Annotated in this window: 23 protein-coding genes; 12 read left to right on the top strand and 11 right to left on the bottom strand. The window is 65.5% G+C overall.

Features of this window, described 5'->3' with window-relative positions:
* Positions 1-81 precede the first annotated feature (81 nt).
* Genes ATC03_RS20275 through ATC03_RS10990 form a run of 3 tightly spaced genes read left to right on the top strand, consistent with a single transcriptional unit; the run spans position 82 to position 1797 of the window.
* Positions 82-324, top strand: coding sequence for a PDGLE domain-containing protein (locus ATC03_RS20275; RefSeq protein ID WP_161490337.1), 243 nt, complete (start codon positions 82-84; stop codon positions 322-324).
* 1 nt (position 325) lies between these two features.
* Positions 326-994 carry a cobalt ECF transporter T component CbiQ gene (gene cbiQ / locus ATC03_RS10995; protein ID WP_152030926.1) on the top strand — a complete coding sequence of 223 codons (669 nt, stop codon included), beginning with the start codon at positions 326-328 and terminating at the stop codon, positions 992-994.
* Complete coding sequence (locus ATC03_RS10990) at positions 991-1797, top strand: energy-coupling factor ABC transporter ATP-binding protein (RefSeq protein WP_067876842.1); 807 nt, start codon at positions 991-993, stop codon at positions 1795-1797. The genes cbiQ and ATC03_RS10990 overlap by 4 nt, the downstream gene beginning before the upstream one ends.
* A 1134-nt stretch (positions 1798-2931) precedes the next feature.
* Here ATC03_RS10990 and ATC03_RS19785 read toward each other — a convergent pair.
* Positions 2932-3609 carry a flavin reductase family protein gene (locus ATC03_RS19785; protein ID WP_074401018.1) on the bottom strand — a complete coding sequence of 226 codons (678 nt, stop codon included), beginning with the start codon at positions 3607-3609 and terminating at the stop codon, positions 2932-2934.
* 208 nt (positions 3610-3817) lie between these two features.
* Between ATC03_RS19785 and ATC03_RS10980 the strand changes: the two genes are divergently transcribed.
* Together ATC03_RS10980 and ATC03_RS10975 are read left to right on the top strand one after the other, a co-directional pair.
* Positions 3818-6541, top strand: a complete 2724-nt coding sequence (locus tag ATC03_RS10980; protein WP_067876832.1) for a helix-turn-helix transcriptional regulator — start codon at positions 3818-3820, stop codon at positions 6539-6541.
* A gap of 59 nt (positions 6542-6600) precedes the next feature.
* Complete coding sequence (locus tag ATC03_RS10975; RefSeq protein WP_067876829.1) at positions 6601-9321, top strand: ATP-binding protein; 2721 nt, start codon at positions 6601-6603, stop codon at positions 9319-9321.
* Here ATC03_RS10975 and ATC03_RS10970 read toward each other — a convergent pair.
* The 4 genes from ATC03_RS10970 to ATC03_RS10955 form a co-directional block, all read right to left on the bottom strand.
* Positions 9278-10312: a HoxN/HupN/NixA family nickel/cobalt transporter gene (locus ATC03_RS10970; RefSeq protein ID WP_161490336.1), complete on the bottom strand. Its 1035-nt coding sequence runs from the start codon at positions 10310-10312 to the stop codon at positions 9278-9280. The two genes, ATC03_RS10975 and ATC03_RS10970, sit on opposite strands and share 44 nt — an antisense overlap.
* A gap of 118 nt (positions 10313-10430) precedes the next feature.
* Positions 10431-11474 carry a DUF4331 family protein gene (locus ATC03_RS10965; protein ID WP_067876823.1) on the bottom strand — a complete coding sequence of 348 codons (1044 nt, stop codon included), beginning with the start codon at positions 11472-11474 and terminating at the stop codon, positions 10431-10433.
* A gap of 147 nt (positions 11475-11621) precedes the next feature.
* Positions 11622-12014: a DUF488 domain-containing protein gene (locus ATC03_RS10960; RefSeq protein WP_067876820.1), complete on the bottom strand. Its 393-nt coding sequence runs from the start codon at positions 12012-12014 to the stop codon at positions 11622-11624.
* Positions 12011-13480, bottom strand: a complete 1470-nt coding sequence (locus ATC03_RS10955; protein ID WP_067876816.1) for an MFS transporter — start codon at positions 13478-13480, stop codon at positions 12011-12013. Before ATC03_RS10955 ends, ATC03_RS10960 begins: the two co-directional genes overlap by 4 nt.
* A 535-nt stretch (positions 13481-14015) precedes the next feature.
* Between ATC03_RS10955 and ATC03_RS10945 the strand changes: the two genes are divergently transcribed.
* Positions 14016-14969 (top strand): Dyp-type peroxidase, encoded by a 954-nt coding sequence (locus ATC03_RS10945; RefSeq protein ID WP_067876811.1) that lies wholly within the window; start codon positions 14016-14018, stop codon positions 14967-14969.
* Positions 14970-15151: 182 nt separating this feature from the next.
* On the top strand, positions 15152-18034 hold the full coding sequence (locus ATC03_RS10935; RefSeq protein WP_074401017.1) for a helix-turn-helix transcriptional regulator: 2883 nt from the start codon (positions 15152-15154) through the stop codon (positions 18032-18034).
* A gap of 403 nt (positions 18035-18437) precedes the next feature.
* Here the strand turns inward: ATC03_RS10935 and ATC03_RS10930 are convergent, their stop codons facing one another.
* From ATC03_RS10930 to ATC03_RS10920, 3 genes are read right to left on the bottom strand one after another with little or no spacing between them, the layout of a single operon-like run.
* A complete protein-coding gene (locus ATC03_RS10930) occupies positions 18438-19130 on the bottom strand; it encodes a YoaK family protein (protein WP_161490335.1) in 693 nt (230 codons plus the stop codon).
* A 41-nt stretch (positions 19131-19171) separates the two neighbouring features.
* Positions 19172-19546 (bottom strand): fluoride efflux transporter FluC, encoded by a 375-nt coding sequence (locus tag ATC03_RS10925; RefSeq protein ID WP_067876799.1) that lies wholly within the window; start codon positions 19544-19546, stop codon positions 19172-19174.
* A complete protein-coding gene (locus ATC03_RS10920; protein ID WP_227820071.1) occupies positions 19543-19959 on the bottom strand; it encodes a fluoride efflux transporter FluC in 417 nt (138 codons plus the stop codon). Before ATC03_RS10920 ends, ATC03_RS10925 begins: the two co-directional genes overlap by 4 nt.
* 318 nt (positions 19960-20277) lie before the next feature.
* Between ATC03_RS10920 and ATC03_RS10915 the strand changes: the two genes are divergently transcribed.
* Together ATC03_RS10915 and ATC03_RS10910 are read left to right on the top strand one after the other, a co-directional pair.
* Positions 20278-21078 (top strand): aquaporin, encoded by an 801-nt coding sequence (locus ATC03_RS10915; RefSeq protein ID WP_067881920.1) that lies wholly within the window; start codon positions 20278-20280, stop codon positions 21076-21078.
* Complete coding sequence (locus tag ATC03_RS10910; protein ID WP_067876793.1) at positions 21065-21544, top strand: nuclear transport factor 2 family protein; 480 nt, start codon at positions 21065-21067, stop codon at positions 21542-21544. Before ATC03_RS10915 ends, ATC03_RS10910 begins: the two co-directional genes overlap by 14 nt.
* Positions 21545-21564: 20 nt before the next feature.
* Here ATC03_RS10910 and ATC03_RS10905 read toward each other — a convergent pair whose 3' ends face one another.
* Positions 21565-22521 carry an NADP-dependent oxidoreductase gene (locus ATC03_RS10905; RefSeq protein ID WP_067876790.1) on the bottom strand — a complete coding sequence of 319 codons (957 nt, stop codon included), beginning with the start codon at positions 22519-22521 and terminating at the stop codon, positions 21565-21567.
* 252 nt (positions 22522-22773) lie between these two features.
* Here ATC03_RS10905 and ATC03_RS10900 point away from each other — a divergent pair, with 252 nt between their 5' ends.
* The 3 genes from ATC03_RS10900 to ATC03_RS10890 all read left to right on the top strand — a co-directional run bounded on the left by ATC03_RS10900 (position 22774) and on the right by ATC03_RS10890 (position 25436).
* Positions 22774-23988 carry a cupin domain-containing protein gene (locus ATC03_RS10900; RefSeq protein WP_067876787.1) on the top strand — a complete coding sequence of 405 codons (1215 nt, stop codon included), beginning with the start codon at positions 22774-22776 and terminating at the stop codon, positions 23986-23988.
* Between the two features lie 94 nt (positions 23989-24082).
* Entirely contained in the window at positions 24083-24775 is a 693-nt protein-coding gene (locus ATC03_RS10895; RefSeq protein ID WP_067876784.1) for a DNA-3-methyladenine glycosylase, read from the top strand.
* Positions 24776-24836: 61 nt separating this feature from the next.
* Positions 24837-25436 (top strand): DUF1345 domain-containing protein, encoded by a 600-nt coding sequence (locus ATC03_RS10890; RefSeq protein ID WP_227820070.1) that lies wholly within the window; start codon positions 24837-24839, stop codon positions 25434-25436.
* A gap of 150 nt (positions 25437-25586) precedes the next feature.
* On the opposite strand, the gene ATC03_RS20590 is transcribed toward ATC03_RS10890, so the two are convergent.
* Both ATC03_RS20590 and ATC03_RS10885 read right to left on the bottom strand, forming a co-directional pair.
* Positions 25587-25742 (bottom strand): hypothetical protein, encoded by a 156-nt coding sequence (locus tag ATC03_RS20590; protein ID WP_156997153.1) that lies wholly within the window; start codon positions 25740-25742, stop codon positions 25587-25589.
* A gap of 44 nt (positions 25743-25786) precedes the next feature.
* Positions 25787-26623, bottom strand: a complete 837-nt coding sequence (locus ATC03_RS10885) for an alpha/beta fold hydrolase (RefSeq protein ID WP_067876774.1) — start codon at positions 26621-26623, stop codon at positions 25787-25789.
* Positions 26624-26934: the final 311 nt, after the last annotated feature.

The following is a 26934-nucleotide window of genomic DNA, read 5'->3' as shown; positions in this document are numbered from 1 at the left end:
GGCGCAACGGTGTCGTCGCGGAGAGTCTCCACAGTCGCGTTCAGTGTCGGCGCCGTGGTGTTCGCGTTACTCATCGCCTGCGTGGCGAGTATCTGGGCGTCGAGCCTCCCCGACGGGCTCACCTACGTGGCTGAGGAATCCGGGATGGCGGCCGCCGAACAGCCCAGCGCGCTGGCTGGCAGCCCGCTCGCCGGATACGGCGTGTTCCTCGTCGAGAACCCCTGGCTGTCGGTGGCGATCGCGGGTGCGGTCGGATGCGGCGTCACCTTCGGCCTCGCCTGCGTGGTCGGCCGCGTCGCCAGGCGCCGTCGAGTCGCGGCATGACGTGACCGCGATCGGGCCGCTCAGCGGCAACGGACTCGGACGTTCGGCGCTGCATCGCGTGTCGGCCCGAACCAAGCTGATCGGCCTCGTCGTCTTCGTCGTCATCGTCGTCGCGACGCCGCGAGAGTGGTTCCCGGCGTTCGCCCTCTACGCAGCCTTGATCGCGACCGTCCTCATCGTCGCCCGGGTGAGTCCGGTCATGATCCTGAGACGATCCCTGATCGAAGTGCCGTTCCTCGTCTTCGCCCTGCTCATGCCGTTCATCGCACAAGGGCCGCGAACGCAGGTGTTGGGCCTGTCGCTCTCGATTGCGGGGCTCTGGGGAGCATGGGGCCTCCTCGTGAAGGCGACACTCGCCGTGCTCGCCTCGATCGCCCTGGTCTCGACGACCGAGCCGCGACGAATCGTCCTCGCGCTCGAATCGTTCAGACTGCCGCGCGAGCTCGTCTCGATCATGGCGTTCATGCTGAGATACCTGGATCTCATCGTCGACGAGTCCGCGCGCATGCGGACCGCGCGCACGGCCCGGGGGTTCACGCCGACCGGGCCGCGATCGTGGCGCATCATCGGGTCGGGCGTCGGGGCGCTCTTCGTCCGCTCGCACGCGAGAGGCGAGCGCGTGCACCTCGCGATGCTCTCCCGCGGCTACGCCGAGGTGCGAGAGCCGTGAGCTCCGGAACGCCGGTCGGCGCTCCGGTCGTGGTGACCGACCTGCGGTTCGGGTATCCCGGCGCTCGCACCGACCGCACCGCGATCCTCGACGGCGTGAGCTTCGAGGTCGAGGCGGGCGAGCGTGTCGCGATCCTCGGCCCGAACGGGGCGGGCAAGACGACGCTCATGCTCCACCTGAACGGCATTCTCACCGCGGCATCCGGCGAGGTCAGGATCGGCGACACGCTCGTCTCGCGGCAGACCGTGCGGTCGATCAGACGTCGCGTCGGGCTGGTGTTCCAGGATCCCGACGACCAGCTCTTCATGCCGACGGTCGGAGAGGACGTCGCCTTCGGTCCGGCGAACTTCGGATCGACGGGCGCCGAGCTCGATGGTCGTGTGGAATCCGCGCTCGCGCAGGTCGGGCTCGAGGGGCACGCCGAACGGGCGCCGCAGCACCTGTCGCTCGGTCAGCGTCGACGGGCCGCGATCGCGACGATCCTGGCGATGGATGTCGAGGTCATCGTCCTGGACGAGCCGACGTCCAATCTCGACCCGTCTGCGCGACGCGAGCTCTCCGCCACGCTCGATGCGCTCGCGGCGACGGTGATCGTCGTGACGCACGACCTGCCGTACGCCCTCGAGTTGTGCCCGCGCGCGCTCATCCTCGATGGCGGGCGCATCGTCGCCGACGGGCCCACCGCGCAACTGCTCGCCGACGAGGAGTTCATGGCGGCTCACGGGCTCGAGCTTCCATGGGGCTTCGACCCAGCCGTCGCGATGCGGCGGCGATCCGCTCCTCTGACCGCGGAAGCCCCTTGATGGAGCGCGCGACGATGAGCGCGACCCAGGTCGTCAGGATGTACGGCCAGGTGTCCATCGTGTGCACGAGCCACGTGACGTTGACTCACGGCAGCCCGTAGAGCCGGACGCGGCGCTGCTCTTGAAGCAGGTCGCCGTTCGAGAACAGGCGACGGATGCCGCCCTCTCCCTCTCCCTCTCCCTCTCCCTCTCCCTCTCCCTCTCCCTCTCGGAGTGGGCGGCTTCCGTCGTCAGAGCAACGGTCAGCACACGCAAACAGACGATGCAACCTCGCTGAAGAGCGCTGGCGTCCCGGGACGCTATTTGCCGCAGAAGCCATGTACTCATGCGACCCTGACGGCCTCCCGACCGTCGAGAGGCCGCCCCGTGAACGGAGTTCAATGCCGCGTTCGCGACGCGAACGACCGATCCGTCGGTGGTTGACGAGGTCCAGCAATCGGCCACATCCTCAGCGCAAGGGTGAACTCGGCCCGAGGCGTCGGCCAAGTCGGAACACGGAGCGGCGATCGATCAGGGGCAAGGAATGGTCGAAGTCTTGAGAACCAGTTGGGTGGGTTGGATCGCGCTCGCGGAAGTCGCGTGAACCGCATGGCCTGCCCATCGACGGCGAACATTGAGCCAGATGTGAGGTCCCCAGGTGAGGCGCCGATCGCTCCGCTGGTGGGAGCCGCGTTGCGGAGCTGACATGTCTTCGGCGACGCAGAGAGGTTCAGGTGGCCGCGCCCAGCGGCTTATCGATCCATTCGTTCGGGATGCCGCGACGAGCGTCTGAGGTTGGCGAGTGCGATCGGGCGCCGGCACGGAATGGCGATCAGATCGCCGGGCTCGAGGTCGGCCGGCAGCCGGGCGAGGAGCGCATCTGCGCCGTGCGGCCGGAGCTCGTGGTTGAGGTTGCCAGGGGGGGGCGCTGGACGACGCGGGACCATGCACAGGCTCATGGTACGCACGAAATCTATGACGGTGCCGAGACGGCGATTCACGGTTTCGGGGTCCCGCCGATTCGACGATTCCCGCTCGCTCGCAGGCAGACTTGCCGCTCTGAAATGGCAGCTCGGCAAGGTGCGGCGCTAGAGGGGATCGTGGCCACGTGCGACCCACCGGCAACCATTCGGGGCGCGGTAACCGGTGGTGGAGTCAGCCCCGATACCAGTCCTCGTCGATCGTCGACAGCAATGATGGATGCGCTTCCGTGCCGAGTCCGAAATACCGTTGGAAGCTCATCATGAGGGGTCGCCATCGATCAGGATCGATGCGGTTCTCGTGCCCTGCCAGGCGGAGGTGCTCGTGAATGTGCACGCGTACGATGTCCAGTTCGACCGCGAGGAGATCGGCGGCGGTCGGATCAGCGGCCCCTCGAAGCGGGTGCAGGGTTCGGACTCTGCCCTCGAGGTTGACCGGGCACTCTGCGACGCGGGGTGGTGCGACTCGGTCCGCCGCGGCGGCACTCAGGCCGGCCGCGGCGAACTTATCGTGGACGTGACGGTAGCCGGCACGTGACTTTCGCTCCGAGACCGAAGTCCTGCCGGTCGTGAGAGCGAGTCGGTCGACGGCATCGACCTCCATGACTGATGGGAGGTTGATGACGCATTCGCGCACGGCCAGCAGGTTTCGAGCAGTCTGGGATCGAGCTGCGATGCCGACGACTGCGGTCTGGCCGAGCCACCAAATGGATGAGTTCGGAGCGAGGTTCGGATGACCCGCCTCATCGACGGTGGCAAGCAGCGCGACAGGCGTGCCGAAGTAGAGAATCGCCGGGTCGATGACGGAGTGCTGCGCTACTTCAGAGGTGCCGAGATCAGTACAGGTGCTCATTGGTCCTTCCAGGGGAGTTGGAGTTCGAGCATCTCCTGATCGCGTCCGTCAATCCGGCGATAATCGGACCTCGCGTCCTTTCGCGCCGGCCAGGCTCGCGCCGGAGTCATTTCAGCCCTCCCATAGTCGATCGAATCAGCCTTTTTGTACTGGGGGACCCCCAGCAGTATCCCTAGAATCTGGGGGTTCGCGCCGATAGCCTTGAGGCGTGCTAGCCCGGCACTCGGAACGATTGCGGCTCGATCGCCTCCTGAGAACCATCCGCGAAGGTCACAGCTCGACGTTGCTCCTCGACGGGGGTGCCGGCGTCGGGAAGACCACGCTGCTCGGGTACCTTTCGCAGAACGCCGCTGGAATCCTGGTGTTGGGAGTCACCGGAGTTCAATCCGAGGTCGAACTGACATACGCTGCGTTGCACCAGCTCTGCCGGCCATTGATGGGCGCGATCGATTCGCTGCCGCAGCCTCAACGTGAGGCGTTGGAGACGGTGTTCGGGCTTCGTGAAGGCCAGTTTCCGGACAAGTTCTTGATCGGTCTCGCCATTCTGGGTCTCCTGTCCGAAGCGTCCGGCGACAGGCCAGTGCTCTGCATCGTGGATGATGCGCAGTGGCTGGACCGAGGCTCGGCCGACGTCCTCGGCTTCGTTTCCCGCCGCCTCGATGCGGAAGCAGTAGGGATGGTCTTCGCCGTTCGGGCTCCCAACCGGATAGCCAGCTTGGACGGCCTCCCACGTCTCGGAGTCTCTGGCCTTGAGCGGGCCGACGCGCAGAGATTGTTGATGTCGCTCGCACCTGGAGCAATGGATCCGCCTGCCTTGAGCAGGATCCTCGACGAGGCGGACGGCAACCCCCTGGTCCTTACCGAATCCGCCCGGGCCCTGAGCCGAGCGGAGATCGCAACCGGGATCATCCTATCCGCCGCGTCGACGTCGCCGAACCGCCTCGAGCAGCTCTTCCGTGATCGCGTGCGAAACCTCCCGCAAGAGACGCAAGCCCTTCTCCTCATTGCGGCAGCGGAGCCCTCGGGAAACGCCCGCGCTATTCACGTTGCAGCGTCGCTGTCGGGGATCGACCTGCATGCACTCCGACCGGCAATCGATGCCGAGCTTTGCGAAGCCGGACCGGATGTACGTTTTCGACATCCGCTTGTGCGGTCCGCCGTGTATCGCTCGGCTTCTCCCAAGTCGGTTCGGGCCGCCCACGGTGCCCTCGCCCAGGTCAGCCCAGAGGATTCCGACCCAGACGTCCTCGCTTGGCATCGGGCCCGAGCGTGTGAGGGAACCGACGAGAACGCCGCGCGCGAACTCGCCGATGTTGCCACGAGAGTGATGGCGCGTGGCGGTCCCGCCGCCGCCGGAGTGCTTCTCCGGCAGGCGCTGCGGATCACCGCAGATGAAGAGCTGAAGGCGGAATGGTCCCTGCGGATGGCAAGCGCCGAAATGCTGGCGGGAGAGTTCGATGACGCGGGTCAGGATCTCGCCGCAGCACGTCGTTGGAACCTGAGCCCATTGCTCCGCGCACAGAGCATCCTCACCGAAGCACGGCTCACATTCGCTCGGCAGCGCGGCGGGGCCGCGACACCGCTCTTCCTCGAGGCGGCAGAGATGCTCGCCACAATCGACCCGGAAGCGGCACAGGGCGCATTTCTCGAAGCGCTTTCATCCGCGCTCTTCGCCGGCCGCTTGGCACACTCCAGCGGCTTGGAAGAGGTCGCGCAACGATGGCGCGCGGCAGGCATCCCTCCTGGCGCCCGACCCGTCGACATGCTGCGCGACGCGATGCTGAGCGTCATGACGGATGACGAGTCGGGCTGGCAGACGCTTCGCGAAGCACTCGCGGCTCTCCGTGAGCCGGGCGGCATGGACGGTGTCGCGGTGCCCTGGCTGAGGGTGGCCTTCTCCGCGACGGCGGCGGCGTGGGATTTGGATGCATGGGAACTCGTGTCGGTCCGGCTCGTGGACCTCAGTCGCTCCGCTGGCGATCACAGCGAACTGCCGATTGCGCTCAGCTCACTCGCCTTCGTGCATCTGTTCGCAGGCGATATTCCTGCTGCAACCGAAACCGTTCAGGAGATGGCGACGATCACCGCGGCGACAGGGGAGCAGGTGAGCCCGTACGGCGCAATCGGAATCGCTGCGCTCAAGGGCCAGGGGGCGGAACTTTCAGCCCTCATCGAGTCAACCGTTCCCGAGGCAGAGTCGCGGGCAGATGCAACTGGAGTCGCCATCGGGTACTGGAGCTCCGCACTGTTGGACAACAGTCTGGGCCGGTACGAGACGGCGTTCGCGTGGGCTCAGCGAGCGCTGCCACTCCACCACTCGCTGCATGCGACGAGCGCATGGGCGATGGTGGAACTGATCGAGGCCGGAAGTCGGCTGAACGGCTCGGTCGACCTCGGCTCGGCACTGGCCGAGCTCGAGACCGCCACGCGGTCGAGCGGCACTGACTGGGCGCTGGGTGTCCTTGCCCGGTCACGCGCTTTGGTGACGGACGGCGCCGAGGCAGAAGAGCTCTACCTCGAGGCCATACACCGCCTGGAAAGCGGGCGGTCCCGTCTCGACCTCGCTCGCACGTGGCTCGTATACGGCGAGTGGCTGCGCCGTCAGAGGCGCCTCGCCGACGCCCGCCTCCATCTTTCTCGTGCCCTCGAACTCTTCGAGGGCATCGGCGCGACGGGATTCTCGGATCGAGCATCCCGGGAATTGAGCGCCGCGGGTTCCCAGATTCGTAAGCCCGGCCCGATCGCTCCATCCGTGCTCACTTCGCAGGAATCTCAGATAGCGCGTCTGGTCGGTCAAGGCCTGACCAACAACGAAGTAGCGGCCCGGATGTTTCTGAGTCCTCGAACCGTCGAGTACCACCTCGCGAAGGTCTTCAACAAGCTGCATATCACCTCGAGGCACCAGATATCCGGGGCTCTGCCAGGCGACTGAGTGCAGACCACAGGGGGTTGAATGCACCCGTGCGCCGCATCCCCACGTAGACTGGCCCGGTGCTTGCCCGGCACTGGGAACGAACCCGGATAGATGGCCTCATCACGAGCATCCGCGACGGCCACAGCTCGACACTCCTCCTCGCTGGCGGCGCGGGTGTCGGGAAGAGCACCCTGCTCGACTACCTTGCGAAGCAGGCCGACGGGATGCAGGTGCTGAGCGTCACCGGCGTCCAGTCCGAGGTCGAACTCGTCCACGCTGCCTTGCATCAACTCTGCCGCCCGCTCGTTGACGCCATGGGGTTGCTTCCGGCACCCCAGAGGGACGCGCTCGAGATCACATTCGGGCAGCGGTCGGGCCCAGTTCCCAACCCGTTCCTTGTTGGGCTCGCGACCCTCGGGCTGCTCTCTGAAGCTTCTCGGGCCGGTCCCATCGTCTGCATCGTGGATGACGCGCAATGGCTCGACGAGGCCTCCGCCCGGGTGCTTGGATTCGTCGCGAGGCGGTTGGACGTCGAATCGGTGGGCATCGTTTTCGCACTGCGAACGCCAAACGATGGCGCTGCCTTCGACGGGGTCCCGTCCGTGATCGTGCAAGGACTCGGACGGCAGGACGCCGAGATGCTGCTTTCGTCGCTCACCCCGGGGCCGATCGATCCACGCGCGATGGACCGGATCCTCGAGGAGGCGGACGGTAATCCGCTGGCGATCGTTGAGGCCACTCGGACCCTCAGCCCAGCCGAACTCTCCACCGGGATCATCCTCACCGACTCGGCGGCGAATCCCAGTCGACTGGAAGAACAGTACGGCGAGCGCCTGCACCTCCTCCCCGACGAAACTCAGCAGTTACTTCTCGTCGCCGCTGCTGAGCCGTCAGCAGAACCCCGCATCATTCTCGCCGCGGCAGCAGCGCTCGGGGTCCGGCCGGAGGCGGTGGAGCCCGCCGTCGAGGCGGGACTCTGCATGTCGGAAGCGCCGATCCGCTTCATCCATCCGCTGGTCAGATCGGCCGTCTACCGGACCGCGGCGCCAGAGGCGCTGCGGGCCGTGCATGCGGCGCTGGCTGCCGTCGATGCAGATGAGGCCGATCCTGATCTGAATGCGTGGCACCGTGCTCGAGCGGTGGACGGCACCGACGAGAATGCCGCGAGCGCACTGGCCGATGCAGCGGGACGCATGCAGGCTCGCGGTGGCAACGCGGCGGCAGCCGCGCTCTACCGCCAAGCCGTCGAGATCAGCTCCGACGAGCACCGTCGGTCGTCGTGGCTCCTGCGGATCTCGCAGGCCGAACTCGCCGCCGGGCAATACGATCTCGCGTCCCGTGATATCGCCGCGGCATCCTCGGACCAGTTGCATGCGTCGCTCCGCGCAGAGGCGACACTCACCGCCGCGAGAGTCGCCTTCGTGCGCGAGCGCAGCGGAGCCGCGGTGGCGCTCCTGCTCGACGCGGCCGAGCAGTTGTCGTCGGTCAGCGTCCACGCCTCCCGTGAGGCGTACTTCGAGGCGTTCTCCGCAGCCATGTTCGGCGCCTCCCTCGCCACGACCGATGTCACGCAGGTGGCTGAGCGGTGGCTCGCCTCGGGTGTGCAGCCAGGCGACCGGCCGGCGCACATGCTCCTCGATGCCATGACCCGGGTGATCACCGAGGGGACCCCCGCTTCGAGGCGGAAGATGCAGGAGGTCGTCGTCGCATTCAGGCGAGAGGTACCTGACGAGCGGACCCATCTCCACTGGTTGTGGCATGCCACGATCGCTTCACTCGCCGCGTGGGACTACGACACGTGGGACACGGTATCGAACCGTCACCTTCTGCTCGCCCGCGCAGCGGGAGACTACAACGAACTTCCCATTGCGCTCACCACACGGGCATACGCTCATCTCTTCCGCGGTGAGTTCCCCGCTGCCCTCGATGCCGTCCACGAGTTGGCCGCGATCACGTCGGCGACCGGCGGGCGCATGAATCCCTCTGCGGAGGTCGGAATTGCCGCACTTCAAGGACGCGACGAGGAACTCGACGCGCTGGTCCGGTGGACCACCGCGGACGCGCAGGAACGTGCGGACGGCAGCGCCGTCGCGATCGCGTACTGGGGTGCCGCCGTCCTGGACAACAGCAGGCGGAGATACGAGACGGCCTTCGGATGGGCCCGGCGCGCGAGGACGATGCACAACCCACTGCACTCCGCAACGAACTGGGCACTCGTCGAATACATCGAGGCCGCGAGCAGGCAGGAGAACATCGACGCCAGCGAAGAGCTGGCGCAGTTCGAAGCCGTCACGGTGCCCTACGACACTGCCTGGGGTCTCGGCATCTATCACCGATCGAGGGCGCTGCTCAGCACCGATCGAGAGGCGGAGGAGCACTACCGTGAATCGCGCAGATTGCTCTCGCTCTCACCCGGCCGCCTGGACTTCGCTCGGGCGACACTCGTGTACGGGGAGTGGCTGCGCCGTCAAAGGCGTCTGAAGGACGCGCGCGCATACCTCCAGGAGGCCCACCAGCTGTTCGCGGCGATGGGCGCGTCCGGATTCGCTGATCGCGCGGCTCACGAACTGAGGGCGGCCGGCGCCACGCCGCGCTCGAAACGCGCTGGCGCCGCCGTTAGCCTCACCCCGCAAGAGACGCAGATCGCCCAGCTCGCGGCGCAAGGGCTCACGAACAGCGAAGTGGCCACGCGGATGTTCTTGAGTCCCCGAACGGTGGAGTATCACCTCACTCGGGTGTTCAGCAAGCTGAACATCACGTCTCGACATCAACTCGTCGCCGCATCCGCCGATTCGTGACCTGATCGGCCGCGAGGCGCCGGCGGAGAGCGCGACGCGACGTCGCAAGCGCGACGACCCAGACGATCACCAGCAGCCCGACGATGCCGAACCCGACCGCGTTGAGGTCGATGCTGGACGCGAACTCCCATGGCCATCCCGCGAGATGGAATCGATCGCCGGTCATCGCGAGCAGTTGGGTCGTGCCGACGACAAGCGCGATGACGACGGAGAGTCCGGTGATGGTCAGGTTGTAGCCGAGCTTCCGGGCCGGGGCCGCGAAGGCCCAGCCGTAGGCGTAGCGCATGACCGCTCCATCCGCGGTGTCCAGGAGCGACATCCCGGCGGCGAACAGGATCGGGAGCGCCAGAAGCGAGTACCACGGCACGCCGGCGACGGCGTTCGTCGTCGCCAGGACCAGTAGACCCACCTCGGTGGCCGTATCGAAGCCGAATCCGAAGAGCACACCGAGCGGGTACATCTGCCCAGGCGTCCTGATCGCGTTCATCGGCTTACCGAAGACCTTGCTCATGGGGCCTCTCGGGGGCGCTCCGGTCGTCTGAAGGATCTCGTCACCTGCGGCCGAGGTCGCGCGACGGTACGTCCTCCAGGTCGAGACCAGGAGGACGATGTTCATCGCGGCGATGGCGTAGAGGAAGAGCCCCGACACCGTGGTGCCGAACACGCCGGTGAACTGCTGCAGTGCGGAATCCTCATTCGCCAGTGGTCCAGCCACGGCGTTGACTCCGAGAGCAAGCAGGACGACGAGTCCAAGGACCACGGTGGAGTGCCCGAGGGAGAACCAGAACCCGACCGAGATCGTCGGGCGACCATCGCTCATGAGCTTGCGTGTGGTGTTGTCGATCGCGGCGATGTGGTCTGCGTCGAATGCGTGTCTCAGTCCGAGCGTGTAGGCAGTGAGGCCGACGCCGATGGCGGTTCCCGTCGCGAGACGGCCGGCCTCATCTGGGGTCGTGAGGAGCAGGGCCAGGCCGACCACGTGCAGGAGCACGATCGTGCCGACGATCCCCGCAGCGGAGAGTACTGCTCGCCGACGACTCACTTCGATGCGTGGCCGCTCGGCTGGCACCGTCGATGTTCCGGACTGATCGTTGCCATGCGACATGGCGTCAGCGCCCAGCCGGGACGGCGGGAACGTACGGGAACGCGGCGGATGGCTTCTCGGTGACCGACTCCGGGCCGATCGCCATCGTGATCGGCGTGTTGGCTGCGATCGTGAACATCACATCGGCTGCGTTGTCGGTGAGTGCGCGTCCGTTGATGTCGACGAAGCCGAACTCTGCCGGAGTTCCCACGGTGTACGGGAGGATGTTCGGCAGGAACCGGCCGACGAACCGTGCGCCGTGCGCGGCAGGATCTGCCGTCGTGCCATAGGCGCGAGCGAACCCGGCGATCTTCTTCCCGAGCAGCGCACCGAAGGTCGCCGGATCATCGAGCGGGCGCCCGGCATTGAGCTCCTCGCCGAGTTGCTCGTCGACCTGGGCGAACAGGGGGTGCAACATCGGGAGTCCGATGCGATTGATCGACCGCCATCCGCCTGCGTCGGTCCGCAAACTGGAAACGGCCCAGACACCGATACGGTGCTCTCCAGCGACGTCGGAGTTCAGAATCTGGTCGGGAATCTCGAGGACGATGGCGTAGACGCTGTGACCGGCGAAGGCATTCATCGCCTGCGCAGGGGTCCAGTCCCCGAGATCCACCGAGGCGCCGTCCTGAACGGCGTGGCCGACGGCATGCAGCATCGTCGGGTCGATCCAGAACGGGTCGCCCGCTTTCCCGGTCCAAACGCGGATCCCGTCAGTGCCACTGGCAGGGGTGTCGGTTTCGCCCATCGCGACCAGCGTTCCCTCGGCGAACGCGTGCGCGGCTTCCGCCCCATCGAGTCGGTGTACGAGGAAGTGCTGCGAACCGCCCGCCGTGCGGAATCCGAACTGGAAGCGATACGTGAGATCTTCGACGGAGTCGTCGTTCAGGTCGATCTTGATCTCGTACATCCCCTCCGGATGGAACCCCACCTCCGGCACGCCCCCGCCGAGGGAGTGGCATACGTTGATGGCCAGAACTGTTCCGGTCTCGCCTCGGAAGACATACAGGTCGGTGATGTCCAGGCGAACGTCTTGACGTGCAAGGGGGGAGTCGAGGTGGTGCGACATGGGATGCTCACTTTCAGTTGCGGAACCGGCCCCGTCCGGGACCGGTGACTGCCCAGCAGTCCAGTACGACTCATCTTTTGGAACTGCACCGGGTCGTCCTAGCGACAAATGACTCGTTCACTCATGCAGCACGCGACGTGCAGTGAGTCATCGCCACGGTGTCGAGAGTTCGACCGGGCTTTCCCCGAGCACCTGCGCGATGACGGTCGCTTCACTGATGTCGGATCGCTTCGCCGCCGTGAGGAGTGTGAGCGGGCCGGACCGAGCGAGGCGTCGGAGGTCCACGAGTCGTTGCGCGCGTTCGGGATCCTGCAGCTCCAACCGATACCTGGAGGCGAATTCTTCGTAGCGCTCGGGAGCGTGGCCGTACCACTTTCGAAGGGCAGTCGACGGTGCGATGGTCCGGTCCCACGCGTCGAGGTGCGCCGACTCCTTGCTGACCCCTCGCGGCCAGAGGCGGTCGACGAGCACTCGTGTTCCATCGGTTGGAAGCGGCGACTCGTAGATCCGTCGCACCTGCACGTTGTCCTGGTTCGTCACGGTGTGTTCCTCCTGATCGACTTCTCACGAGAGCTCATCACCGAGCGAGCCTTCGCAGCAAGGGACGGATGACTCGAGGAATGATCGGTCAGCCGTTTGGGCATGGTCGCGGCGATGAGGCCGATCACGAGGCCCGCCACGATGAGCATCCCGCTCATGATCGCGGTCGCGGTCGGCTCGGAGGGGGGTGATGCCGCCGTCGTGGTCTGGGTGGTGGCGAGCACGGCCCCGATCACGCTGACGCCGAGCAGTTGACCTACTTGTTTCGCAGTCGACATGATCCCGGCTCCCACTGCCGCCTGGGCAGACGGCATCTCGGATACGGCCGCGACATTGATCGGGTCGTTCAGGAGTGCGAAGCCGGCGCCGAAGAGCAGGAGCGGGATGGTGATGAACCACACGGGCATTCCGGCCGTCGCGATGAGAAGGACACCCGCGATGCCGATGACCGCCCCACTGGCACCGAGCGCGAGTCTCGTTCTTCCCGCCGCGACCAGACGTCCCGAAAGGGGACCGGTGAGGATGACGGCTACGGCGAGTGCTAGCGTGACGAGTCCGGCCGCCGTCGGGCTCAGGCCGCGGACATCCTGCAGATAGAAGGTGTTCGCGAACAGGAGGCCCGCGAACGCGAAGAATGCCACAGTCGCGATGAGGAACGATTTCGTGAAGAGTCCGTCGCGGAATGTCCGCAGGTCGACCAGGGGCTCCCGCCGACGCGGTTCCCAGAGCATGAGGCCCGCGAAGCTGGCTCCAGCGAGCACGAACGCACCGATGATGTCGAGGCTGATTCCGCTCACCGGCGCCTGGATGATCCCGTATGCACTGAAGCCGAGCAGTCCGATCACGAATACCTGTCCGATGGGGTCGAGCGATCTCGGCGTCGGACTTCGAGACTCCGGAACGTATATCGCCGTGAGTACGAAGGTCAGGATGCCGATCGGCACGTTGATCCAGAACACCGCCCGCCAGCCGAGGCCGTCGACCAGGAGACCGCCGAGGAGTGGGCCGATGGCGATGCCGATGCCGCTCACCGCCCCCCACAAACCGATCGCCCGAGCACGCTCGGCCGGCCCCGTGTAGATGCTCGCGATGATCGCGAGGGCGACGGGCGTCATCATCGCGCCGCCGACCCCTTGCGCACATCGAAACGCAACGAGGAGGCCTTCGTCCGGCGCCACTGATGAGAGCGCGGAGAAGAGTGTGAACGTCGCGACGCCCGTGAGGAAGACACGCTTTCGCCCGAGTCGGTCGGCCAGCGAACTCGCGAGGAGAAGTCCGCTTCCCAACGCGAGGACGTAGCCGCCGACGACCCACTGCAGACTCTGCAGGGTGGCGTCCAGATCGGTGCGCAACTGCGGGAGCGCCACGTTCACGATGGTGTTGTCGATCGAGACGAGCAACAGCCCGAGACAGCAGATCAGGAGTACCCCGAGTCGCCGTCGACCGCCGGGAATCGGCTCGGTCATGCCGCGGCGCCATGATGCGCAGTCGTCACGGCGATCGCCGCGACATTCCCCCAAGGGTCGATGACCGTCATAGCGGCCGCGTCGAGGATACGGTCGTCCAGCTCACATGATGGGCACTCCAGTGCCCCTGGACCTCCGACGATCAGCAGGGTCGTACCACTCCTGGTGCCGCCCAGTGCGACGTCGAGATCTCCGAACCGGCCACGAGCGCGGACCTGAAACCCTGCAGTGCTGTGCCACCAGTCGATCCCGGCGAAGAGGTCGGGAACCCGGATGACGCCACCCTGAGGCCCACTCGTCGAGAGGAGACCCGCCCAGAGCCTGTCCTTCGAGTACATCCGTCGCATGATCGTCGCTCCTTCCTTCCACGTCGACGATCGCGCCCGACAGCGCTCGGTATCCTCAGCCCAATGACTCGAGGTCACGGCGCATCCACGGCATGGGAAATCGAGTCATCTGACTGGTCCCGCATCGGTGCACCTATGGTGATGTGTGACCACGAGGACCAACACATCGGTCGGGCGGGAGCGTTGTCGTGAACGGACAGGACCGGCGTCTGCCGTATGACGCGCAACGGGTGGACACGCCCCTCACCCGAAGCGCCATCTTCCTCGTGCTGGAGGTCGTCGACGAACCGACGGCCATCGAGACGGTGAGATCCGTGCTGAGCAGTGTCGCCGACATCAGCAAGAACGTGGCGTTCCGAGACCTCACCGCGTCGTTCGCATGCACCGTCGGTCTGGGCAGCGTTGTCTGGGAACGCGTGATGCGCACGGAACGTCCGCGCGAGCTGCATCCCTTCATCCCGGTTGCCGGGGACGTCCACAGCGCCGTCTCCACACCCGGCGACCTCTTCTTCCACATCCGAGCCGACCGGCAGGACCTGTGCTTCGAATTCGAGCGACAGCTCCTCGCTCAATTCGGATCGGCTGTGCGCGTCGCGGACGAGACCGTCGGATTCCGCTACTTCGACGTTCGCGACCTGCTCGGATTCGTCGACGGCACCGCCAACCCGGACGGTGAAGAGCTCGCCGATGCCACCATCGTGGGCGACGAGGACCCCGGCGCGGCTGGAGGAAGCTACGTCGTCACCCAGAAGTACGTGCATGACATGGAGGCGTGGCACGCGCTGACGACGGAGCAGCAGGAACAGATCATGGGACGCTCCAAGGCCGACAACGTCGAGCTCGGAGGCTCGACCACGACGCAGAAGTCCCACAAGAGTCTTGCCACCGTCAAGGACGAGGACGGCGAGCACGACATCCTCCGTGACAACATGCCATTCGGATCGCCGGCGGCTGGCGAATACGGAACCTACTTCGTCGGGTACAGCCGCCGGCTCTGGGTGACGGAGCGGATGCTCGAGCGCATGTTCGTCGGCGAACCACGCGGATGTCACGACCGGCTCCTCGACTTCTCCCGGCCGGTCACCGGTGGCGTGTTCTTCGTGCCGTCCATGTCGGCCCTCAGCAGACTCGCGGCAGCGTGAGCATTAACCGGTCGACGCAGATCTCGCCCTCCTAGGGCGTGGCCCGGGGGACCCCGGGTCGTTGCGGCCGCGCACCGGGGTTAGACGCTGGGGGTCCACGGATGCCGTGACGGATTCGTGGAACAGAGCTGAGGTGAACGCTGGGATGGTCTCCTATTCGTCCCACCCGGGAGTTGTCGACCATGGAACCATCACACGCGACCGATGCAGACCGTGCACACGATGCCCAAAGCAACGCCGATCCCCAACGGACATCAGATACGGCAGGGCAACTCCGCGGCAGAGAGCGTGAGCTCGACCAACTGGCGGACTTCTTCAGACAATCTGTTCGGCACGGCGGCGCGCTGGTCATCACCGGGGAGCCGGGTGTCGGCAAGACAGCGTTGCTGAATGAAGCCGTCCGGAGGGCTGTCCGCGACTTCGATGCGCTGCACCTGCGCGGTGGCGGCTTCGAGTTCGAGGCGGGGCTCGGCTTCGGTGGGCTGCACCAGCTCATGATGCCCGTCATCCACACGCTCGATGATGTCGGCGAACCACATCGTCGGGCTTTGAGCACGGCCATCGGAATGGAGGTGGGAGATCCACCGGACCAGATCATGCTGACGATGAGCCTGGTGCAGTGGCTGCGCCAGCTCGCCACGGAGAGACCGGTCGTGATCGTCTTCGACGACCTGCAATGGACGGATCGCGCGACCGCACGCATTCTGAGCATGGTCACTCGGCGGCTCGAGGGCTTGAGCGTTGCGGCGATCTTCTCCCGACGGACTGGGGAGGACTCATCGCTCGACGGCGAGCGCGTCGTCGAACTCCAGCTCGCGCCCCTCTCGATGTCTGAATCCGAGGCGTTGCTGCGGGAGCACACGCCCTACCTGCACCCGTCGGTCCGGCGACGCATCCATGAGCTCTCAGCTGGCAATCCGCTGGCCCTGGTCGAACTCCCTCGAGGACTGACTCCTGAGCAGGAGATCGGAACCGAGATGCTGACGGAATCGATCCCGTTGACGGAGCGCCTTCGACGACTCTTCGCGAGTCGGGTCGAGGTGCTTCCTCCTGCCGCACGCGAGCTCCTCCTGATGGCCGCGCTCGACGGCATCGACGAGGCAGCGTTCGCACCGCTCATCGCGGAGGCCGAACGGGAATTGGTCGAAGCCGAGTCGTCGGGCTTGGTGCGAGTGTCGAGCGACGGCCGAGTCTTGAGATTTCGACATCCCCTGACACGTGCGGCGATCGTCGAGATGGCGTCGGCCCCACAACGAAGGGCAGCGCACGAGCGACTGGCGGAGTTGTCGAACGATCCGTACCTGAGGGCGATCCATCGGGCCGAGTCCTTGATCGGATTCGACGACGGTGCTGCGCTGGACCTGGATTCATCCGCTGTCCGAGCGCTCGAGCGAGGAGACGTGATCCAAGCGATCACGGTGACCGTTCGGGCTGCAGAACTCACGAGCGATCCGGCGCACCGTGCACGCCGGCTGGCAGAAGCCGCGTATCTCGGATCGCATATCACCGGCCGTCTGGTCGGCGCACAAGCCATGCTCCAGCGAGCGCGACTGTCGAATCCCGACGCCGCGAGCACCCTGCAGAGTGCGGTTGCCGCGGCATCCCATCTCGCCAATAGCGAAGGTGGCGTGGACTCCGCCCATCGCATGCTCGTGGCAGCGCTCGAATCCACGCCGGTGGATGAGCTCGACCCTCGAGCCGTGGAAGCTGCGGTGACCACGATGCTCTTCGTGTGTGCGTTCGGGGGTCGGCACGAGCTATGGGAGAGCTTCGATCAGGTGGCGCGCCGATACTCGGCAGACCTCCCGCGCGCGCTCGCCCTGAGTGCCAGCACCTTCGCAGACCCTGCGAGGTCCACGCCTAGCGAACTCAGCGAGCTGGACCGCATCGTTGAGCTCACTGAAGAGGACACCAACCCGGCTCGGGTGCTTCAGGTGGCGATCGCGGGACACTACGTGAACCGGCTGCCGAAGCGGGCGGTCGAACGGGTCGTCGATGCTGCCAGGGCCGGCGGACCGGTCGCGGCGGGCGCGACCTGCCTGATCCTGCTCGCAGCCGACGCGTTCTTCGAAGGCCGGTGGGATGACGCCGAACGACTCGCCGACGAGAGCATTGCACTGTGCGAGGAACACGGGCTGAAGGCGATTCAGTGGGGTGGGATGAACCCTCGGATGCTCGTGGCGGCGGGGAGGGGAGACACGGCATTCCTGATCGAAGCGCATGAGCGCATGCGTACCTGGGCGGTTCCACGTCGGGCGCGGGCGGTCACCACCTTCATCGCCAACGTGGACGGACTGCTGGCGCTCGGCGAGGGTCGCTCGGGAGACGCGTACAACGAATACCTGAAGATCGCCCGGCCCGGTACGTTTCCCCCCCACGAGCAGGTGACGATGTGGACCATGATGGATGTCGTCGAGGCCTGCGTTGGCTCGGGCCGACTGGAGGAGGCTCGTCGCCATGTCCAGGCAGTCGACGATCTGAATCTCGCGGCGACGTCGCCGAGACTGCGGTTTCTTCGCGATGCCGCGGCAGCGTACGTGGCGCCCGACGAGACGTACGAGCACGCGTTCGAGACGGTGCTCGCTGCGCAACAGGCGTCTTTATGGCCATTCCACCTTGCGCGTGTAGAACTCGCCTACGGCGACAGGCTCCGCCATCATCGGGAGATGCGTCGAGCACGACCGCACCTGGCGCGTGCTGCCGGCATCTTCGGTGCGTTGGGCGCAGCTCCCTGGGAGGACCGCGCAAATTCCGCACTGCAGGCGACGGGTCAGACACGCCGCCAGTTGTACGCCCAGGGCGCGATGGAACTGACTCCCCAGGAGGCGGAGGTCGCGAAACTCGCGGCGAGCGGGTTGAGCAACAAGCAGATCGGCGAACGACTCTTCCTCTCCGCACGCACGGTGAGCGGCCATCTGTACCGTGTATTCCCGAAACTCGGGATCAGCAGCCGAGCCGCGCTCCGCGATGCACTGACCGAGTTGCGCTCCGCCGCCACCCACGCGAACGAGACACCCTCAGCCGAGGATCCCAGGGGTGCATTGGTGAGGAGCGACCAATGGTGAGTGCTCCGGACCTTCGTAGACGCGTCCGCGGCTAGCACTTGAACGGGAGTGGGTGTCGCGTCGAGGCCCTCCTCATCGCGTGCATCTTCCAAGATGCCAGCACCGCTCCCGGCAACGACGGACTCGAGAGGTTCGATAGTCGCCCCAGAACTCAATCGTGCGATGGGACACGATTGGTCACTGGTTCGATATTGAGAGGGTCCTCAGCGACGCGGTCGTTAAGCAGACGCTGACGCAACCGGGAGGGCACCTCGAGCCTCATGGCCCGGAGCTCTGCGGGAGGCCTACCTCGCCGATCCCGATGCCGAAGAGCTCAACCCGGCATTCTGAGGCCCGACGGCGCACAGCGTGTCGTCGACGTACGCGCTACCGCCGGACCTGCGCGCGATCGCCGGCGCGATCCTCATGGCGTGGGAGCGTTCTGGTCAGGATCCGCAGAGCCACGTGCCAGCACGGCGAAGAGCGCGAGCCCTGCCAGCGTCAGCGATACCGCAAGGAGCGATGCGGCAGACCAAACCGTATCGAGCAGGAACCCCGCCGCGGCGCCGGCCGCGAAAGCGAGGAGCACGGATCCGTACAGACCAGCGATTCGCAGAGGGACAGCACCGTCGCCGGCCTTCGTCCGCGAAACAGCTGCACGACCGACCGCGCTGAAAGTCATCTGGACCACGAACGTGACGGCAGTATTGCCGTAGAGCATGCCGCTGTCGCGGTGGAACGCGTTGCCCTGCACCCCGGCGATAAAGCTCACCGTGAGCGCCACGGCCATCGGCGGAACAGCCCCTGCGCCGGCGAGCGCCCCACATACAGCCAGGAGTACCGCCTCGAAGGCCAGGATCCAACCGGAGTAGGAATGCCGTCGTCGGAGCACGAGTGTGACGAACACGGCGCAAAGGAGCGCGCCGATACCGAAAGCGATGACAGACAAGACGACCGGCACCACTCGCTCGACGTTGCCGTCGGCGATGTAGAAGCCCGCCGTCACGATGTTTCCCGATTGCACTGTTGCGAACGAACCGACATTGGCGAGGGTCCAGGCGTTCAGCGCGCCGGAGACGGCGGCCAGAATGACAGCAACTTGCGGCTGTTCCAGCAACGGGTACCTGGCGTGTGCGTGAGCGCGCGTCGTGTGAGTAGTCATGTCAATGCCATCCCTATCCAGAGTCCGAATCCTGCGGCGAGGAGCGAGCCTGCCAGCATGCCTGCCCCGTAGACGATGGCCAGGAAGGGGTGGCCCTTCCGCACCAGGTCACTGTTCTGAGTACTCGCGGTGCTGAACGTGGTGTAGCCCCCGAGGAATCCCACGCCGACGATCGTGCGAACTTCCGCGCTCGCACCATCTGTCGCCAGTCCCGTCACGAAGCCCAAGAGGAGCGAGCCCGTCACGTTGATCACCGGCGTACCGAGTGGGATGCGGTACCGACTGTGTGCGGTCACGACGCCGTCGAGTCCGAAGCGCACAGCCGCGCCGATGCCGCCGGCGAGTGCAGTCGCGATCGCGAGCCAGATCATCGTCCCTGCCCCGTTCGTTGGAGCGTTCGAGCGGTCGCCGCCCCGAGCGAGGCCAGCACGACACCCACGATGACCGTCGGCAAGGCGATGACGAGCCCGACCGCGAGGTTGTCGGTGTCGATCAACCCGTCAGAGGCCACCGCGAAAGCGCTGTACGTGGTGTAGCCGCCGAGAACACCCGTCCCGACACCGAGCCGAATCCCACGTCGAGCAATGGTGTCCTGTCCTCGTAGCGCGAGCGCTTCGAGGAGCCAGCCCAGAATGAACGCGCCCGAGAGATTGACCACGATGACCGAAATGGGAAACGGTCCCTCACTCGGCACGATCGCCGACACCGCCATCCGCAGTGCAGTCCCGACAGCGCCGCCGACCGCGACCAGCGCAAGCCACCGGAACGCGAGGTAGTCGCGCACTGGTGTCCGGCTGGTCGCTGTGATCGGACCGTCATCTGGCATGGCCCACACCCTGATCGGTGGAGTAGATCTCCGTCCCGTCCTGCGTGGTGATGTACGGCATGCGAGCTCTCCTAGCCATCGTGACGCGAATGAGGTGACGAGTCCAAGTGCGCCCGTCGTCGCCGTCTACTTCACGCCACCCCGGGTCATCCGTGAATGAGTCAAAAGACCCGATCCCTACGGCACCGGAGTGGACGAGGCGGGAGGGTCATTCAGCCGATGCGGGCCCGCAGATCGTCGTCCGAAGCTCAGAGCACCCAACGAGAGGGGACGATGATGACCGGCAATGTGCTTGCCCCGGACGCCACATCTTCAGCCACGCCGACCTACGGAACACGGCTCGCGGCGGAGGCATGCGGCACGTTCATCCTCGTATTCGGGGTGGTCGGGGCGGCGATTCTCGCAGCCGACTTCGACTCCGGTTCGAACGGGCTGAACATCGGGTTCCTCGGTGTCGCGCTCGCGCTCGGCTTGAGCGTGGTCGTCGGCGCGGCAGCGTTCGGTCAGGTGTCCGGAGCACACTTCAACCCTGCTGTTACCGCTGGCTTGGCAGTCGCAGGACGATTTCGGTGGCGGGACGTGGCGCCATACGTGGTTGCTCAGATCGCTGGGGGACTCGCTGCGTCCTGCCTAGTGGCTGGCGTCGCGGCCGGCGGACCTGACAGCTTCCTCGAGAGGGCGCGCGCGAGCGGATTCGCCTCCACAGGTTGGGGCGCGTTGTCCCCAGGAGGCTTCAGTTGGGCGTCGGCGTTCCTCGTCGAGGTCGTCGCGACGTGCCTCTTCGTCTGGGTCATTCTCGGCGTCACGGCATCCTCCGCTCTTCAGAGGGTCGCCCCATTCGCAATCGGGCTGACGCTCACGCTCGTGGCTCTCCTCGCAATCCCCGTTTCGAACGGTTCATTCAATCCGGCGAGATCGATCGCGACGGCCGTGTGGGGTGGCGAAGAAGCTCTTGCGCAGCTCTGGCTCTCGATCGCCGCGCCAACGCTCGGCGCCGTCATCGCGGGAGTGAGCTTCCGACCGCTCTTCGAAACACAGAACCACGGAACGAAAGAAGCTGAAAATGACCAGAAATGACGACCTCGTTCGCCGAATCGACGCCTTGGAGGCGATCGAGGAGATCAAGAAACTGAAGGCCCGATACTTCCGCTTCGTAGATGAAAAGCGCTTCGACGAGCTGCTCAGTTTGTTCACACCCGATGCGCACCTCGTCACCGATGGCATCACCTGGAGTTCACCGAAGCAGTTCGCAGACACGATCCGCGATCTTGTCGGGGCAGCACCCACCGTGCATCACGGACACATGCCGGAGATCGAAATCACAGGGGCGAACACCGCATCAGGAATTTGGGCGATGGAGGACCTGCTCACGTTTCCAGCAGCAGTGGACGCCCCGGACGGGCACAGAGGCTACGGCCAATACCGTGAAACCTACGCGAGAGTCGGCGACGCCTGGCTCATCGACGGCCTCACTCTCACACGATTGCGGATGGACTCGCTGGACAACTGGGCGGTCGCAGGGGCCGACGGACTCGATGACTGAACGAGGCCCGCTGCGGCGCGTCAATCGAATCGCAGAACTTGCCGACCGCGAAGCCCACCGGCCTCGAGACGCCGGTGCGCCTCTGCGGCGTCACGAGCGGGGAGCTCGTCCGCCACGCGCAAGCTGAGCGCCCCTTCCTCGGTGAGCTGCCGGAGCAGCTCGAGCATCGGTGCGGGATCTTCTTCCAGATCGACACGAACTGGAACGATTTGCACTCCTCGACGACGTGCGGCCGACAGCTGGGCGCCATCCGAAATCCCGACGGCAGTCGCCACGACGCCGCCCGGGCGCACGATGCTGGCGGCATCCAGCCATGGGGCGGTCGTCAGAGCCACAGCATCGACCTCACCGTCGGCAGCAGCATGGATGGCACGAAGTACCTGCTCCCCGCGCGGGACCACGATGTCGGCACCCAACCGTGCGACGAGTTCTCGGTCGCTCGGAGCTGCATCGGCGATCACCGTGAATCCAGCCGCATGCGCAAGCTCGACCACGTAGCCACCAACCGCGCCGGCCGCCCCGATGACCGCGACGACGTCACCTGGCCGGAGGCTCATCGCATTGAGAAGCAGATGCGCGGTAATCCCGTTCATCGGCAGGGTCGCCGCTTCCGAGACTGTGGAGCCCTTCGGAATTTCGATCACGCGCCTGGTAGAGGTCACCGCGAGCTCGCCGTACGCGCCGCCCCGCGGGTCCGTGGGTATGACGAATGCCGTCACTGGATCGCCGACTGCGAACCGCGATGACGCGATCGCGCCGACCTGATCGATGACACCCGCGGCTTCCATACCGGGCACCCAGGGCGGGCGGTGCGCGAGCGAGCCCACCTGCCCCTTGCGCATGTACGTGTCGCCGTTGTTCACCGTCGACGCCGCGACACGAATCCGCACCTCGTCCGATCGAGGCTCGGGATCCGGATGCTCGAGCTCGTGGAGCACTTCTGGCCCCCCAAACACATTGAAGCCGATCGCACGCATGGTGCACCTCCGTCTTATCGGGACCGACTCGCTCCATGTCCTCACCGAAGTCGGCTCCAGCCTGAAGCTATGCGCGACCGACGCAAGCGTCGCGAGTAAAAGCGCTCGTGTGGATCGCGATGGCTCAGTCGAGTCGAATGGCTCAAGCAAAGTGCCTCGTCTCATTGGTTCGCTGTCGTTGACAAGACCATCCAGGCGAGCCTCAGCCGACGACTGAGCCAGGTTCGCCTTCCCACACAAGGAGATCGAACCATGGACTCAAGCGACGTCTCAGCGCCCCACCACGAAACGCCGACGTATGGAAACCCCGACCTTCCGGCGGAAGGTGTGGTGAACACCGTCGACAATCCGGCGAGCACGGTGATGGACGGACCGCGGAATCCGGCCCTCGAGGAGCAGTTCCCCAGTTCCGTCATCGCACCGCCGACGGATGTCAGCACGCAACCCTTCTTCTGGTCGTCGTTCAACATCTCGCCGCGTCGGGTGCAGGACGGAGGATGGGCACGCGAAGTGACCCAGAGCGACTTCGCGATCTCCGACGAGATCGCGGGCGTGAACATGTACCTGGAGGCCGGCGGAATTCGTGAACTGCATTGGCACCAGACGGCAGAGTGGGCCCTGATGACCCGCGGTGGCTGCCGAGTGACCACGTTGAGCCGCGCTGGACTGCCGAGCGTCGAAGACGTCTTCGCCGGAGACCTCTGGTTCTTCCCGCCTGGCCTTCCGCATTCCCTCCAGGGGCTCGGGCCCGACGGTGCAGAATTCGTCCTCGCGTTCGACGACGGCGCTCAGTCCGAGAGCAACACGTTGCTTCTCACCGACTGGTTCGCCCACACACCCCCCGACGTCTTGGCGAAGAACTTCGGGGTCGCGCAGGAAGTCTTTCAAGACATCCCGCTGCATGACCTGTGGATCTTTCCCGGCGAAGTACCGGGCGACCTGGAGGCCGACCAACTCGCGGCCGGCGTCCAGTGGGGCGGGACCGAGCCGGTGATCTTCCGGTTGGGCCAGTCCGTACCGGTGCACGAGAACAGCGGCGGGCGCATCCAGATCGCCGACAGCTCCAACTTCCCCGCTTCCACGACGGTGGCGGCAGCGTTGACGACGGTCGAGCCGGGCGGCATGCGCGAACTCCACTGGCACCCGAACGCCGACGAGTGGCAGTACTTCCTGCAAGGATCCGCGCGGATGACGGTGTTCAACACCGGCCCACACGCGAACACGATGGACTTCAAGGCCGGCGATGTCGGGCTGGTGCGTCGTAACCTCGGCCACTACGTGGAGAACACGGGTGACGAGCCCCTGATCTTCCTCGAGACGTTCCGCAGCGACCACTACGAAGAGGTTTCGCTCGCGAACTGGCTTGCGCATCTGCCGCCCAAGCTTGTCGCGCAGCACCTCAACATCCCCGAAGAGGTCATCGCAATGTTCCCGCGGCAGACGCAGGGCATCGTGCCCCTGCGATGACGGCAGGCTGAGCCGGGGCGACGGTATCCGCCTCGGCTCGGCCCTTGGGGGCCACGGCACATCGTGCGGATCAGTTCACGGTGAGAGGGCTGAGATGTCGATCGAATCGGGCTACCGGCCCACGACGCGCGCCTTCTTTGTTCGCGACGTGCTGGTCGTCGCGCCCGAGCTGCTCGGCTGCGTGGTCGCGAAGAGCGATGAAGATGGCACGGTGGCCATCCGGATCACCGAAGTCGAGGCGTACGCAGGCGAGCGCGATCCCGGTGCGCACTCATTCCGCGGATTGACGGCCAGGAACGCGACCATGTTCGGGGCCGCCGGTCACGTCTACAGCTACTTCAGTTACGGCCTGCATCATGCCGTGAACCTGGTGACCGGCCATCCCGGCCAGCCATACGGATGTCTCATCCGCGCCGGAGACGTCATCGAAGGGGAGGAACTCGCCGGAACGCGTCGAGCGGCCCGACGGCCGAAGTCACCCGTTCCGCACACGGAACTCGCTCGCGGACCCGGGTCTGTTGCCCAGGCCCTCGGGGTGACGCTTGCGAACAACGGCGACGATCTCTTCGGCGGTTCGTGGAGTTTCCTCGTTCCCGACGCACCGTGGCGGTTGGATCGCTCGTCAGGGCCGCGTGTCGGCGTGAGCGGCTTGGGCGGCGATGCTGCCATGTATCCGTGGCGGTATTGGATCACAGGTGACCCCACCGTCAGCGCATATCGGGCGGCGAAGAACCCGAGGACGCCGAGACGGTACGGCACCGAACACGACCGAACGTCTCCGACGTGACAGCATCGCAACCATGACCGCAATTCATACTCATCGGTTCGGTGGCACGGCGGTTCGCACCGTGGTCTCGGCGTTCGTCGGATTCGCGGTGGCCGTGCCGGTCGGTTTCGCCCTGGGGTTCGCGTCCGCATTGCTCGCCGGCTGGGCTGCGGGTGCCGGCACGGCCACGGTGTGGATCCTGCTCATGATCTGGCCCATGGATGCGGCTGCGACGCGATCGCATGCGGTACGCGAGGATCCCGGGCGACGGTTCGCCAGGCTCCTGGCGATCGTCGGGAGCCTGATCAGCTTGGGCGCTGTGGCGGTCGTGCTGATCGAGACCAAGGATGCCGGCGAGGTCGAATCGTTCCTGCTGGCCGGGGTGTCGGTGCTCAGTGTTGCGGCATCTTGGGCCCTCATCCAGACCGATTACCTGTTGCGGGTGGCACGCGAGTACTACACCGATCCCATCGGTGGCATCGATTTCAACCAGGACGACGATCCGATGTACACGGACTTCGCCTACTTCTCGTTCGGGCTCGGCATGACCTATCAGGTGGCCGACACGAATGTGCGAACCAACGCGGTTCGCCGCATCGTGCTGGCTCAGACGCTGCTCGCGTATCTCTTCGGCGCGGTCATCCTGGCGACCGTGATCAACCTCGTCACCGGTTTGGGCTGACGACGTCCTCCTAGCAGATGACCGGCGCGGGACCGAAGATGAACCTGACGGATGGACTCAAATGACCGGTGCCCGCGCTGAAACAGCGCGAGCATTCGCTCGAGCAGGGGGCAAGTGTCGCTCGGTTCACGAGACCCGACGCGCGCGCAATCACTGATCGACGAGATCGACGAGATCGACGAGATCGACGAGATCGACGAGATCGACGAGATCGACGAGATCGACGAGATCGACGAGATCGACGTGATCGACGAGATCGCCGGCGCGGATCTTCGAGATGCCGATAGTCGCGTTCGAACGGCGCACCCGAGCTCTCCGGGTGCGCCGTCTCGTTGGTGGAATGAACCGATCTACCCCTGGAGGAAGGCGAGAAGGTCGGGGTTGATGACGTCGGCGTGCGTGGTGAGCATGCCGTGTGGGTAGCCCTCGTAGATCTTGAGGGTCGCGTTGCGGAGAAGTTCAGCCTGCTTCACAGACGCGTCCTTGTAGGGCACGACCTGGTCGTCGTCACCCTGAGTGACCAGAACAGGCACGGAGATTGCCTTCAGATCCTCCGTCTGGTCCGTCTCAGAGAAGGCCTTGATGCCCTCGTAGTGGGCCAGTGCACTGCCCATCATCCCCTGGCGCCACCAGTTTTCGATCACGGGCTGCGAGATGGCGGCGCCGGCGCGATTGAAGCCGTAGAACGGCCCAGAGGCCACCACCTGATAGAACTCAGCGCGGTTCGCCGCCAGCGCGTCGCGGAATCCATCGAAAACTGAGATGGGCGTTCCGTCAGGGTTGGCATCGGTCTGCACCATAATCGGGGGCACGGAGGATACGAGGACGGCCTTCGCGACTCGCCCCTGTGGTTCTCCGTATTGGGCGACGTAACGCGCGACCTGGCCACCGCCGGTCGAGTGGCCAATGTGGATTGCGTTGCGCAGGTCCAGGTGCTCGACCACTGCGTTGGCGTCGCTCGCATAGTGATCCATGTCGTGGCCGGTGCTGATCTGTGAGGACCTGCCATGACCTCGCCGATCGTTCGCTATGACCCTGTAGCCCTTTCCGAGGAAGAAGAGCATCTGCGCGTCCCAGTCATCCGCGGACAGCGGCCAGCCGTGGTGGAACATGATGGGCTGGGCATCGCGACTGCCCCAGTCCTTGAAGAAGATTTCTGCGCCATCTTCCGTGGTGACAAACGTCATGATCGACCTCCATTTTCGTCTTAGTCAAGACCTACTCGGAACGACTATCGAATGCCTAGAGCTATATAGCCTTTCGAGGCTCTCGATGTCGAGCAGGGATCCTGTGGGATAGAGATTCGCAGTTCGGTAGGCAGTTCTCTTGAGTCAAATGACTTGTCGCCGGCCCCGACGGTATCGACACCGTGCTGTACCGAATCTGTGTCGAATGACCCAAGATCTTCAGCAACTCTGACCGAGCAGACTGGAGAGAGCTAGCGGCTTGCTCTGGCACGGCCTGAATTGGCAGAAGGTCAAGACTGCTGAGCGGCGGT

The sequence above is a fragment of the Agromyces aureus genome, from assembly GCF_001660485.1.
GTDB classification, from domain to species: domain Bacteria; phylum Actinomycetota; class Actinomycetes; order Actinomycetales; family Microbacteriaceae; genus Agromyces; species Agromyces aureus.
Note: the sequence above shows the minus strand (reverse complement) of the source record. Positions and strands in the feature narration are given on the sequence as shown.